Annotated in this window: 11 protein-coding genes; 5 read left to right on the forward strand and 6 right to left on the reverse strand. The window is 37.7% G+C overall.

Annotated features, from left to right (window positions below):
- The first annotated feature begins 2 nt into the window (after positions 1 to 2).
- Genes HUS24_RS11015 through HUS24_RS11035 form a run of 5 tightly spaced genes read left to right on the forward strand, consistent with a single transcriptional unit; the run spans position 3 to position 5,092 of the window.
- The gene (locus tag HUS24_RS11015) at positions 3 to 1,505 is read left to right on the forward strand and encodes a hypothetical protein (protein ID WP_173912055.1); all 1,503 of its coding nucleotides are present in this window, start codon (positions 3 to 5) and stop codon (positions 1,503 to 1,505) included.
- Positions 1,506 to 1,537: 32 nt separating this feature from the next.
- Complete coding sequence (locus tag HUS24_RS11020) at positions 1,538 to 2,605, forward strand: ABC transporter substrate-binding protein (RefSeq protein ID WP_173912056.1); 1,068 nt, start codon at positions 1,538 to 1,540, stop codon at positions 2,603 to 2,605.
- A gap of 31 nt (positions 2,606 to 2,636) precedes the next feature.
- On the forward strand, positions 2,637 to 3,485 hold the full coding sequence (locus HUS24_RS11025) for an ABC transporter permease (RefSeq protein ID WP_173912057.1): 849 nt from the start codon (positions 2,637 to 2,639) through the stop codon (positions 3,483 to 3,485).
- 11 nt (positions 3,486 to 3,496) lie between these two features.
- Complete coding sequence (locus HUS24_RS11030; protein WP_173912058.1) at positions 3,497 to 4,258, forward strand: ABC transporter permease; 762 nt, start codon at positions 3,497 to 3,499, stop codon at positions 4,256 to 4,258.
- 18 nt (positions 4,259 to 4,276) lie between these two features.
- The gene (locus tag HUS24_RS11035) at positions 4,277 to 5,092 is read left to right on the forward strand and encodes an ABC transporter ATP-binding protein (RefSeq protein ID WP_173912059.1); all 816 of its coding nucleotides are present in this window, start codon (positions 4,277 to 4,279) and stop codon (positions 5,090 to 5,092) included.
- A 132-nt stretch (positions 5,093 to 5,224) separates the two neighbouring features.
- Here HUS24_RS11035 and HUS24_RS11040 read toward each other — a convergent pair whose 3' ends face one another.
- The 6 genes from HUS24_RS11040 to HUS24_RS11065 all read right to left on the reverse strand — a co-directional run bounded on the left by HUS24_RS11040 (position 5,225) and on the right by HUS24_RS11065 (position 12,471).
- On the reverse strand, positions 5,225 to 6,595 hold the full coding sequence (locus HUS24_RS11040; protein WP_173912060.1) for an LLM class flavin-dependent oxidoreductase: 1,371 nt from the start codon (positions 6,593 to 6,595) through the stop codon (positions 5,225 to 5,227).
- 149 nt (positions 6,596 to 6,744) lie between these two features.
- Positions 6,745 to 8,112, reverse strand: coding sequence for an MATE family efflux transporter (locus HUS24_RS11045; RefSeq protein ID WP_173912061.1), 1,368 nt, complete (start codon positions 8,110 to 8,112; stop codon positions 6,745 to 6,747).
- A 117-nt stretch (positions 8,113 to 8,229) separates the two neighbouring features.
- Complete coding sequence (locus tag HUS24_RS11050) at positions 8,230 to 9,384, reverse strand: methionine aminotransferase (protein ID WP_173912062.1); 1,155 nt, start codon at positions 9,382 to 9,384, stop codon at positions 8,230 to 8,232.
- A 578-nt stretch (positions 9,385 to 9,962) separates the two neighbouring features.
- Entirely contained in the window at positions 9,963 to 10,370 is a 408-nt protein-coding gene (locus tag HUS24_RS11055) for a hypothetical protein (RefSeq protein WP_173912063.1), read from the reverse strand.
- A 220-nt stretch (positions 10,371 to 10,590) separates the two neighbouring features.
- The gene (locus tag HUS24_RS11060; RefSeq protein WP_173912064.1) at positions 10,591 to 11,898 is read right to left on the reverse strand and encodes a DUF445 domain-containing protein; all 1,308 of its coding nucleotides are present in this window, start codon (positions 11,896 to 11,898) and stop codon (positions 10,591 to 10,593) included.
- Positions 11,899 to 11,916: 18 nt separating this feature from the next.
- A complete protein-coding gene (locus HUS24_RS11065) occupies positions 11,917 to 12,471 on the reverse strand; it encodes a hypothetical protein (protein ID WP_173912065.1) in 555 nt (184 codons plus the stop codon).
- Positions 12,472 to 12,486 lie beyond the last annotated feature (15 nt).

Here is a 12,486-nt window from a genome sequence, read left to right on the forward strand (position 1 = left end):
TTATGAAGCAAAATTTTAAATACGTATTTGCTACCGTGAGTTTGCTGAGTGCAAGTATTTCACTCAGTCATGCAGATACAGATGTTAATCAATTACAGCAACAGATTTCTGCGTTGGAGCAGTCTTTAAAACTGGTCAAAGGTGAGCTTTCAAGACTCAAAGCACAGCAAAGTTCACATGAAATAGACACCAGCTCAAATGATACTGCATCGGTGCAAGATCAGGATTTAAACGCAGAGAGTAATGAAAATAATCCTGATGAAAGCTATGTCACCCAAGCTGAATTTCAAGGTATGCAAAGTGACTTGGAGAATTACAAATATCAAGTTCAACGTGAGCGAGATACCAAAACAGCGTTGTCTACTCGCCAATTATTGATTAATGGTGTGGTACAAGCCAAAGCTTCTTATATTGATGAAGCACAACGCAGCATTCCAAATGGTACTAATACCAATACCGCAGTGAATGATCGCCATTCTTCTTTTGATCTTGGCGCAGTACAAATTGGTTTTAATGGCAATTTGTATAAAGACTATGATCAGGGGCGGAACCTTGATTTTAATTTACGTTTTGGTACTTCACCGCAATCAGGCACCAATAACAGTTATTTAAACTTACTTGATGCCCAGTTGATTTATAACGTATTGCCAACTTTAAGTTTAGATAAAGGGCGACTATCGGTCACCTTAGGTCAACAATTGTTGCCATTTGGTCAAGAAGTACAAGCGACTGAAGATTTAAAACCAACCATTAACAATGCTTTATTTAGCTTACCTGGTTATGGCTATGGTTTGGCGTTACGAGAAGTAGGCTTAATTGTTCGTGGTGATGCTTTCCCAACCGTAGATTATGGCTATAACTACCGTTCTCCGATGCTCAGTTATGCCTTTGGTTTGGTTAATGGCAATGGTGCTAACAAGTCAGATGACAATGATGACAAAAATTTTATCGGACGTGTGCGCTATACCTTACCTGCGGAATACAACTCATGGCTACGTGAGCTCAGTTTTGGTTTGTCTTGGTATCAAGGCAAGAGCAATTTATTTGATTTAAATGGTGCACAAGCCTCATTTGCAGGCAAAGGTGATGTGCTACGTAAAGGTTTCGATATTTACTATAACCACCATCCTTTCGGTGTGACTTATGAATATGTGCAAGGTGAAGACGATACTTTTGTACAAGCGACAGATACGGTCTACAACCGCAAAAGTGAGTCACATACTGGCACATTATTTTGGAATTTTGGTGAACAATTTGTCAAAGGTTTCCGTAATCAAGGACGCTATGACGACTGGTGGCCTAAGTCTTATCAAAGTTTCTATCGTTACGACAGCATTGACCGAGATACAAGCAAAGACAATCAAAAAATTGATATCCATAGCTTAGGTTTAAATGCTTTCTTTGCTGAAACCACTAAATTTCAGCTCAATTTTAATCACGTCAACAACGAGATTATTCATCAGAAATATAACGAACTGGTTGCACAGTTCCAATACGGCTTTTAACGCAATTTTTAAAATTTAAAGAGGAAATATTTATGTCTTCATGGTCAAAATTTTTGCTGACAAGCTTAGTCAGCACAGCCAGTTTATTTTCAACTGTACAAGTCATTGCAGCAGAAGCAAAACCAACAATTATTCGTTTTTCAACGCCTTATGTGGGAACAGGTAATCGACCTGTCGGCTATAGTAATTATTATTCAACCACGCAAACATTGGGTTTGATTGAAAAAGAATTCCAAAAAGATGGTATTAAGATTCAATGGAACAACTTTAAAGGTGCAGGGCCTGCAATTAATGAGTCATTTGCCAACGGATTGGTTGATATCACATGGATCGGTGATTTACCTGCCTTGATTGGTAAATCTAGCCGTTTAGATACACGTTTAGTCGCAATTGCTGGAACCAATGATAATGCTTACTTGGCTGTTCCGACCAGTTCAACCGCAAAGTCATTTGCAGATTTAAAAGGTAAACGAATTGGTTTTTTCAAAGGGACAAATTTACATCTATCGATTATTAGTACGCTAAAAAGACAAGGTTTATCTGAAAAAGACTTCCGTTTTGTAAATACTGATGGCGCAGTCGGCTATGCTGCTTTAGCGAGCGGCGACTTAGATGCGATTTGGAGTAACCAAACTTTATTTCCTGTGGTTGATCGTGGAATCGCAAAAATTATTTACAGTACTAAACAAGAACCGACTGCGAACCAACTTTCAGGTTATGTCTTGGTCAATTCAAAATTTGAGCAAAAATATCCAGAAGTCGTACAACGTGTCGTCAATGTATTGGTAAAACAGGCCGCTTGGGAAAGTAACCCAGCCAATAAGAACGAGTTATTTAAAATTTGGTCAAAATCAGGTTTGCCTTATGCCAACTTTAATAAAGCCTATGCAGGTGTGGATTTAAAACGACATAGTGCGCCAATTTTTGATGCCTATAACGTCAGTTTGATCAAACAAAAACTGAAAGCAGGGCAAGACTTAAAGTTAATTCGGGGCAATATCGATGTGGATCAATGGATTGAACCAAAATATGTCAATAACGCTTTAAAGACACTGAATTTACAAGGTTTTTGGAAGCCATTAAATGCCAGTGGCAAATAAGTCCTGATCTTAACTGAGAGGAGATTTAGAGATGGCACAGGAAATTATTGTTGAACAGACTTCAGAAACCAAAACATTCAGTCAGTCCATCAAAGCTACTGCGATAAGTCAATTTATTAAAAATCATGTGCGATTGACAGGATGTATTGGTGTGATTTTTCCACTTATTTTACTGTTTCTTTGGCATGTTTCTGTCGAAAAAAATTGGGTAAATCCCTTGTTATTACCCGCACCTGATTTGGTCTGGGTAGCATTGAAAGATTTATATGCTAGTGGTGAGTTGTGGAGCAATCTGAGCGTCAGCCTGACACGAATTGCTTATGGTTTCAGTATTGGCATTAGCCTTGCCATCGTTTTAGGTTTATCCATGGGACTTTCTCGTCGTGTGGAAGCCTATGTTTGGCCAACTTTTAAAGTGATCAATCTTGTTCCTGTCGTGGGCTGGATTCCTTTACTGATTTTATTGGTGGGAATTGATGAAGCACTGAAAATTATATTAATTGCAAAATCAGCATTGGTACCGATGACCATTAATATCTTTAAGGGTGTGCGTAATATTCCGACAGCTTTAACAGAGGTTGCGAACGTCTACCAATTAAGTACTTGGTCAAGATTTAAAAATTTGGTTTTGCCTGGTGCATTTATGAGTTTTATCGGTGGCTTGCGCTTATCACTTGCCAGTGCTTGGGGAGCTTTGGTCGCTGTGGAATTGTTAGCATCCAGTGAAGGGATTGGTTACCTCATGGTCTATGGCAGACAAATTTTCCAATTAGATGTGGTGATGGCCATTGTGATTGTGATCGGTGTTGTTGGTTTCTTCTTTGATGTGATTATTCGGCTGATTCAAAAAAGATTTGGCGCTTGGAATACACAAAAATAACAGGAATAGACATGAAAAAATTAGATTTGAGAGGTTGGGCGATTCCGCTTGTACTTTTGCTGTTGTGGACAGTGGTCAGTGAAAGACATTGGGTAGATCATGCACTTTTACCACCACCCCGTGATGTTTGGAACGTGTTTATGGAAAGTTGGCAGTCTAAGGAGTTATTTGAAAATATTGCCTATAGTCTGGCACGTAATATCACAGGTTTTGTTGCGGGCGGTGTGATCGGTGCTGCTTTGGGATTGTTATTAGGACTCAATCTATGGGCTGATCGTTTTTTATCACCGACATTAAATGCAATTAAACATGTTGCTGTATTTGCATGGATTCCTTTAATGATCATGTGGTTTGGCAATGGCGAGTTGTCGAAAATTATCTTTATCGCTTTGGTGGTGTTTTATCCTGTGTTTTTTAATACCTATGATGGGGTAAAAAATGTGTCTGAAAAAAATAAAGAAGTTGCCAAAATCTTTCAGCTTGGCGCATGGGGAACATTTTTCAAAGTCATTTTACCCTCTGCTGCACCAAGTATCTTTGCAGGGCTGAATATTGCTTTAGTTTTTTCATGGGTTGCAACCATTGGCGCAGAATATTTCTTCGTTGCTGCCCCAGGCGTGGTGAATCCTATTTTAGATGGGCAAAACCTATTTAAGATGGAAATTGTTTTATATGGCATGGCGATTATTGCCTTGGTTGGTTTAGCTTTCTCAAAAGCTGCACATTATTTTGAAAATTACAATTTGCGTTGGCGTCAAGGTTCACATAAATAATTGAAAATAGGTTATAAAATGAATGAAAAAATCCATACTCATGGGCAAGTGAGTATTCAAAACTTAAATAAATATTTTGCTTCGCAAACTCAGCCTTTGCATGTCTTAGATCAGATCAATTTAGACATTGCTTCAGGTGAATTTATCAGTATTGTTGGAAACAGTGGTTGTGGTAAATCCACTTTACTGCGTTTGTTGGTGGGTTTGGATGCTGATTTTGAAGGCTCAATTCACATTAATCAGCAACCAATCCAAGGCACAAGTTTAGATCGAGGTATTGTTTTTCAAGATCATCGTTTGTTCCCGTGGCTCAATGTCGAACAAAATATTGCTTTAGCATTGGAAAAAAGCCCATTGTCCAAAGCAGAGAAGCAAGAACTGATTGATTACCATCTAGATCTAGTCAAACTCAGTGCTTTTAAACACGCATATCCAAGCCAACTTTCAGGTGGCATGAGCCAACGTGTAGCAATTGCACGAAGCTTGGTTAATCGTCCACAAATTTTGTTATTAGATGAGCCTTTTGGTGCGCTGGATGCATTGACTCGGGCAAACTTACAACAAGAGTTACAACACATCTTGTCTTCTGAAAAAGTTACCACGATTTTGGTGACGCATGATGTTGAAGAAGCGGTACTTTTGGGGGATCGTATTGTGGTGATGCAGCCAAATCCCGGTCGGATTAAACGTATTGTACCTGTTGAGCTGGAACGCCCACGCAAGCGCGAAGACTATCGTTTGACTGCAATAAAAAATGATATTTTACAAGATTTTAAAGATCAAAAAGTGATTGTTAAACCGCATGAATTAGAACATTATGGATTAACTTGGTGATCTCTCTTAAAAAAGCCCATGAAAGGTAAATGTCTGTCAGTTAAGAGTTTCTAGATGTGTATCCAAGATGACTTAACTGATCAGCGTTACCCTACAGGGGCTTTTTTTATATCTTATTTTTTTGTGTTGAATCTAAGAGGCTTGTTGAGAGTTTTTTCGTAAAACATGCTGATTTTCAGGGCGAGTTAAACCTAAATTTTCTCTTAAGGTTTTGCCTTCATAAGCTGTTCTAAATAAGCCACGTGCTTGTAATTCAGGAACGATTAAATCTACAAAATCATTTAATCCTGCTGGTGTTGTAGGGGGTAAAATATTAAAACCATCAGCTGCTTCATTTTCAAACCACTGTTGTAACTGATCAACGACTTGTGTAGGTGTCCCAATCAAAGTCCAATGACCACGTGCCGAGGCAATGTGTTCATAAAGCTGACGGATACTAAACTGATTTTTTTCTGCAATTTCGATCATCATTTGCTGGCGACTAGAAAAATTAATTTCTAAATCTTTCAGTTTCGGAAATGGCGCATCCAAATCATACTGTGATAAATCAATACCTCCCGATAAACCTGTTAATAAACCTAACCCAACTTCAGGATGCAGCAACGCATTCAGTTGTTGATATTTTTCAATGGCTTGTTGTTGGGTTGGTGCAACAAAAATAGAGACACCTGGCATGATTTTTACATCGTCAGGATGACGTGAATATTTGGCTAAGCGTGATTTCACATCACGATAAAATGCCTGTGCATCATTTAAATCTTGCTGTGCAGTAAAAATCACTTCAGCATATTTTGCCGCCAATTCTCGCCCATCTTCTGATTGTCCAGCTTGCACAATCACAGGATAGCCTTGTGGTGGGCGAGGTATATTTAAGGCACCTTGAACATTAAAAAACTGTCCTTGATGTAAAGGTTCATGAAGTTTGTTTGATTCAAAAAATTTTCCAGAATTTTTATCATGGACAAAGGCATCATCTTCCCATGAGTCCCACAGTTTTTGTGTGACTTCAATAAATTCATCTGCGCGTGCATAACGTGTTTTCGCATCAGGGTGTGCAGTAAAATTAAAATTTCGTGCAGTATCTGCGGAAGAAGTAGTGACGACATTCCATGCAGCCCGACCTTTTGAAATATGGTCTAAAGAGGCAAATTTACGTGCTAAAAGATAAGGCTCTTCATAGGTTGTTGATGCAGTCGCAATAAAGCCAATATGCTGGGTCACTGCCGAAATTGCAGCAAATAGGGTAATGGGTTCAAAACCTACGGATTTATCACTTAAACCTAAAGTATTTTTATTTTTTGATGCGCCGTGACTCCAATTAACCGACAGACCATCTGCTAAAAAATAGGCATCAAATAAGCCCTTTTCTGCAGTTTTTGCGAGTTCAATGGCATAGTCGACACTGAGATGGTCTTGTGGGCGAGATTCAGAATGACGCCAGCCTGCTGCATGTTGGGAAGTGGTGGGAATAAATGCACCGAGTTTAATTTGTCTTTTCGTCATGAACTTTACCTTGTTTTATTTAATCTATAAAAATGTTTATAACAAGGTAAAAAGCCAATGAAAAATATGATTAAATTAAATCCTTATAAAAATTATGTATTAAGTGAAAATACCTCTCAGGCTTTCATTTTTACTTGGTTTTTTAGTCATTAGATCAAGACCTTAATGGTTTTTTTCTTCCAGAAAAATTGATAATAAGCTGCTTGCATCAAACATAAAGATACAAAAGCCAGCGCATAGGCATACCAAATACCTTTCAAGCCCCACCACTCACTAAATAAATAAGCCGCAGGCACTTCGATCACTAAAATGGCTGAAACATTTAAAATCATAGGGACAGTGACAGTCCCACTGGCACGCATGATCGAAGCAAAAATAGAACCTGCGCCAAAGAAAATAATCGACCATAGTACAATGAACAATAAATTTTGCCCAAGCTCAATCACAGTTGGATCTGTAATAAACATCGCCATTAAATATTTAGAAAATAAATAACCTAAAATCACCAAACTGCCTGTGATCACAATATTCATGCTGAGTGAGGTACGAGTGACCTTTGCCAAGAGTTCTGATTTACCTGCACCAATGGCTTGTGCAGCAAAGATCGAAGCCGCGATTGAAATCGACAAGGCTGGAAACTGAATATAATTTAACACTTGATTGACTGCGCCATAGGCAGCTGTGGCATGTGAACCATAATGATTTACAAGTCCAATGATCACTAAACCTGCGGCAGAAGTGGTGACCATTTGGATGCCTGTTGGAATTCCCAAACGTAAAATAATTTTGGTGAGTTCAGGATGATATCTAATATGGCGTAGCAATGCCATGTCAGGCTTTAAAGCATGATCTCTATAATTTAAATAAAAAGCTAAAAATCCTAAAACTGCTAAATAACCAATACTGGTAGCGATGGCAGGTGCAATAATACCAAGCTTAGGAAAACCAAAATAACCTGCAATTAAAATGGGCGTGACGATCACCCCAATAAGAATCGTCATGCTTGATGCAATCAAAGGGGTGGTGCTGTCACCTACACCACGTAAAATCGAAGTATAAATAATATAAATAAACAGCAGCGGGCTACCTGCAAGCATCCATTGCACATAAGGCAAAGATAAATGCATCACATCGGGATCAATGCCCAAAAGTAATAAAATTTGTTTGGCGAAAACCACACCCAGTAAAGCAATAATACAACCACCGATGAGGGTCATAAACAGCGTCGAACCCACCACCATTTTGACTTTTTCAAGGTTTTTTGCTCCCCACGCCTGTCCCACTAAAACAGTTGCACCTGCGGAAAGCCCAATCACAAAAGCCAATAAGAAAAACAAAATCGGAAAAAATACTGAAATTGCAGCAATCGCATTCACACCCATCATCTGTCCGACAAAGATCGTATTAATCGTGCCTGAAAGGTTTTGTAGAATATTGGTCGCAATCAACGGCACTAAGAAGATTAAAAATCCTTTCCAAAACTTTTGATGATGCAATAAATTATCTTTTGCTGACATTTTTACTATTTTGTCCAATCCATTGAAATTGTTTTATTCTTCAAAATATCATAATTATAGAAAAAAGCCTTAGCTTTTAAGTAACTAAGGCTACAAATTTAAAATTTGAGATATTTTTTAAACCTGATTTAGAATCTCACAAGCATGAGTCAGCGTTTCTTGTTTTTTGGCAAAACAAAACCGAATTAAGCGTAGATTTTCAGGTGCTTGTTGATAAAAAACCGATACAGGAATGGCGACAATTTTATGCTGTTCCGCTAAAAACTTACACATTTCAACATCATTTAAATCAGGGCGAATCTCAGCATAATCTACATTTTGAAAATATGTGCCTTGTGAGGGCGTAAATTTAAAACGAGATTGCGCTAAACCGAGATGAAAGAAATCTCGTTTTTGCTGATAAAAACTGGCTAAATTTTCAATATGTTCAGGATGTTGTTGCATAAAGTTGGCAAGAGCGATTTGTATCGGTGTCACGCCACAGAAATTGGCAAATTGATAGACTTGACGAAAGACTTTCATCAGCTCAGGCGCAGCCACGCAATAACCTGTTTTCCAACCTGTGACATGAAAAGTCTTACCAAAAGAGCCGATCACAAAACTACGTTCTCTCAGTTCAGGAAATGACAGTGCAGAATAGTGTTGTTGTCCATCAAAGACCAAGTGTTCATACACTTCATCGGACAGCACCACAATATTTTTATCTTGAATTAATTCGATTAAATTTAACCAATCTTGTTTTGACCAAATCGCTCCTGTTGGATTATGTGGTGTATTAACAATAATCATGCGAGTTTTATTCGTAATCGCAGCTTTGACTTGATCCCAATCTACTGAAAAATCAGGTGTTGTTAAAGGGATATGAATTACTTTAGCCTCTACAAGCTGAACACTTGGCGCATAGCTGTCATAACTTGGATCGAAAATAATCACTTCATCGCCTGCGTGGACGATGGCTTGAATCGCTGAAAATATTCCAATGGTTGCTCCAGGTGTGATGGTGATTTCAGTCATTGGATCGAGTTGAAGTTGATCTCTTTTTAAAAATTGTTGTGCAACTTGTTCCCTTAATGCCAGTAAACCATCACCTGCAGCGTATTGATTGTTGCCTTCTAACGTCGCTTGACTCAGGGCTTGCAGGAGTTCAGGGGGTGCTGCAAAGTCTGGAAAGCCTTGAGATAAGTTGAGGGCATTTAAGCGTTGTGCCATTGCACTCATGGTACTGAAAATCGTGACACCTTGGGCAGGGAGTTTGGAATGGATTTTGATCATGATGCTGTGAATTTCTAATGTATTTCAGTGAGTGTATCAGGTCATTTTTGCGAGCTAAATAGTTATATTTTTTGGTTCTTGAATAAATGGTTCTATGACCAAGAATAAAAAAACCTCGACATCCTGTCGAGGTTTTCGTATTTGATGCTTGAGGTATAACTCCTGTCGTACCTTTAACATTCCTTGTTGTTGCGTTTTTTTATTGTTTGGAGCATCCTGCTCGCTATAGATTTATGATAGGAAATTATTCAGAATCTGCCTATTCGGCAAAACCCTAAATCATTGTGCGCCAAAGCGTACAAGACTAAATAAGATTTATCGTAATAGTTGTCCGCAGAAAATGGGGATAAAATTTTCGCTGAAATACTTATTTTTTATATGTAATTATGATTTTTACTGTTTTTTAACCAAAATCATAGGCAAAAAGTGACAAATTTGTTTAAAAAGCGTTCAAGATGTATCGGTGGGGTGTTTTAGGGAGCACTGACTGACATAATTAACTATAAACTATTGAAAAATAATTTTTTAAAAGAGACTTAACATAATGCCCATTATGTTAAATAGAGGGTTTTTATTATTTACCAAGTCAGATATCCCAAGGAAATCCAACGAAATAGGATAAAAAAAGCAGTAGGATAAAATGCAAAAATATAAATATATTTCATATGATTTTGTTGTAATTGATTTTTAAATATTATTTTGACTACTCTAATTAAAATTAGAGATAGAATTATTCCAGTCAAAATAAATACAATATTTGCCATTTCAAAATCATGTAGTTCTTTCTGAAATAAAATTTCGTTTAAATAATTAAAAACACTATCAATTATTGCTACAGATGGAACATATAAAAATAGATTTAAAGTGAAAATTAAATTAAAAATAAGACGCTTAGAGTTAATTATTAGGATAGAAAAAAGCCAGACTATAGGTATCAATAAAAATAGTAGTAAAAAAAAACTGCCCCCCCCTGCACCAACAGTCATACAGATTTTCCTTATTATTAAAGTGTTCTAAAATTAACATCATACGCCTTATGCGAAATGATTTTATTAGAATTCATTAAAATTTTCTCATAATCATCAATATCTTATTCAAGTTTGTTCTAGACCTAAACCACTAGAATAGCTTTTTAAATCAATATTCACATTCCACATTTATAAAATAAACAATGTTCCACAAAAATTAATTAGCACTATTCAAAGCTCAAATCAAATAATCAATCACCGCTCGAATCACACCCAAAGTCAGACCAATGAATGCACCAACTACAACGCCATTGACTCGAATCATGTGCAAGTCACCACCGACTTCACTTTCGATCTTATCAATCATTTCGCGAGAGTCCCATTCATGGATACGCTCACTGATAAACTTGATTACTTTTTCACTGTATTGATCACTTAAATTAATCGCCATTTCACTCATACGCTCATTTAATAACTGGCGGACAGACTGATTTTCAATTAAATTTTCACCAACTTGTTGAATAGCAACACGTAAATTCATCGCAATGCCAGAGTCTTCTTTGGTCAAGTCAGCTTTGATCGCATCACATAAAATCACAACTGCACCTGTGATGAAATTGAGTACAGATTCACTGTCTAATAACGCATTTTTAGTTTCATTTAAGCGGATACTGACAGCACTTTGATTGTCAGCCAATTGCAACATTAAATCATGGGCTACTTCTTCAAGTTTTTTACGAAATGGATGTTCAGGGTCAGCCAAAATGGCTTCAACTTTTTCTAATAATGAATCAATCGTTCTTTGCTGAACATCAATCCCAATCCAACTCGCACCTTTAGCCAGTTTCCAAACCCCCAGTTCCTTAAATAAACGACGCGTTAAATCTTCCGTTTGTTCAGGATGATTGATCATCCACTCATGTGCCATGTCTAAACCGCGTTGTAGCACATCTTGATGGAAATCATTTTCTAAAACAGCACGTAACATTTCACTGGCTAAGTGATTGATACGGGTATTTTTTACCCATTGCACACTGTTATTTTGAATAAATTTCCCAATCTGCTGCTGTCCCACAAAATCAAAAATTTTCGGTACGGTTTGTTGAATCACATCGGTGACTTGGCTGTTATTTTTAGGATGAGCAAGCCATTGTCCAACAGCTAAAGTGAGATCGGTTTTTTGTAGACTTTTTTCCACAATTTGTGGAGAAAGAAAATTTTCCTGTACAAATTTACCCATTGATTCAGCAATACGGGCTTTATTGCGAGGGATAATTTCAGTGTGGTCACGTAAAAATTTTGGAATGGGAATTTTGCCAAAAGGATTACGAAACAGTACGGTAATGGCATACCAATCCGCTAAGCCACCAACGACGCCTGCTTCTGCACCCAACATCAAGATGTGAATGAACCAAACATATTCAGGTAAGAGTTTGGCTGAAATAATTAGCGCAATCCAAATCACGACTGCTACAACTAAAGCAATCGTGGCAAAGCGTTTACTGCGATTCAGACTCGGTACATTCACTTCTTCGGTTTGGCGCATGCAACACCCTGAAAATTATTATTTGTTTGATGATACATCAGTCGGTTGTGGTTGTAATACTTGTCCCGTCGGACTAACACCATATTTTTGCCCTAAGGATTGTAAAATCAGACGCGCATCAAAAGCATCATTCGGTGCTGATTTTTTGTCTTTATAACATTCAATGGTGTATGCAACTTGTGTTGGATCGAGTGTGACGACTTGTGGCATATCATAAAATGGGTCAAAGAAAGCACCATGACGTCGATAACCATATGGATAATAGTTTGGTGTTGGATAAACTACGGCTTTACGTGGTGGTTGCTGTGTTCGATTACTTGGATCATCAACCACTTTAAAAAATTGAAACCCGTTTTGTACTGTAGTTTGCGCTGCTTTAAGTAGAGTAATTTCTTCAGCAGTCCCATAGCTCATGTTACGTGTTTCAAATCCGATTCTAAAGGTATTTGCATTTAGGGGTAATGTTGAAAACTGCCCAAGTTGATCAAATGTACGCGGTTTTGATGGGGTAGAGGCACAACCTGTCATTGTTAATATTGCCACCATCGTTAAACCGATGAGCGTCTTTTTCATGTTTCGCTCCTTTGT

Origin of the sequence: Acinetobacter sp. Marseille-Q1618 (assembly GCF_902809855.1) — a bacterium.
Lineage (GTDB): Bacteria > Pseudomonadota > Gammaproteobacteria > Pseudomonadales > Moraxellaceae > Acinetobacter.

Bases quoted from the DNA above. Each gene is read 5' to 3' on its own strand.
- HUS24_RS11015 (WP_173912055.1), top strand. From the start codon at position 3: ATGAAGCAAAATTTTAAATACGTATTTGCTACCGTGAGTTTGCTGAGT.
- HUS24_RS11045 (WP_173912061.1), bottom strand. From the start codon at position 8,112: ATGTCAGCAAAAGATAATTTATTGCATCATCAAAAGTTTTGGAAAGGA.
- HUS24_RS11065 (WP_173912065.1), bottom strand. From the start codon at position 12,471: ATGAAAAAGACGCTCATCGGTTTAACGATGGTGGCAATATTAACAATG.
- HUS24_RS11030 (WP_173912058.1), top strand. From the start codon at position 3,497: ATGAAAAAATTAGATTTGAGAGGTTGGGCGATTCCGCTTGTACTTTTG.
- HUS24_RS11020 (WP_173912056.1), top strand. From the start codon at position 1,538: ATGTCTTCATGGTCAAAATTTTTGCTGACAAGCTTAGTCAGCACAGCC.
- HUS24_RS11050 (WP_173912062.1), bottom strand. From the start codon at position 9,384: ATGATCAAAATCCATTCCAAACTCCCTGCCCAAGGTGTCACGATTTTC.
- HUS24_RS11040 (WP_173912060.1), bottom strand. From the start codon at position 6,595: ATGACGAAAAGACAAATTAAACTCGGTGCATTTATTCCCACCACTTCC.
- HUS24_RS11025 (WP_173912057.1), top strand. From the start codon at position 2,637: ATGGCACAGGAAATTATTGTTGAACAGACTTCAGAAACCAAAACATTC.
- HUS24_RS11035 (WP_173912059.1), top strand. From the start codon at position 4,277: ATGAATGAAAAAATCCATACTCATGGGCAAGTGAGTATTCAAAACTTA.
- HUS24_RS11060 (WP_173912064.1), bottom strand. From the start codon at position 11,898: ATGCGCCAAACCGAAGAAGTGAATGTACCGAGTCTGAATCGCAGTAAA.
- HUS24_RS11055 (WP_173912063.1), bottom strand. From the start codon at position 10,370: ATGACTGTTGGTGCAGGGGGGGGCAGTTTTTTTTTACTACTATTTTTA.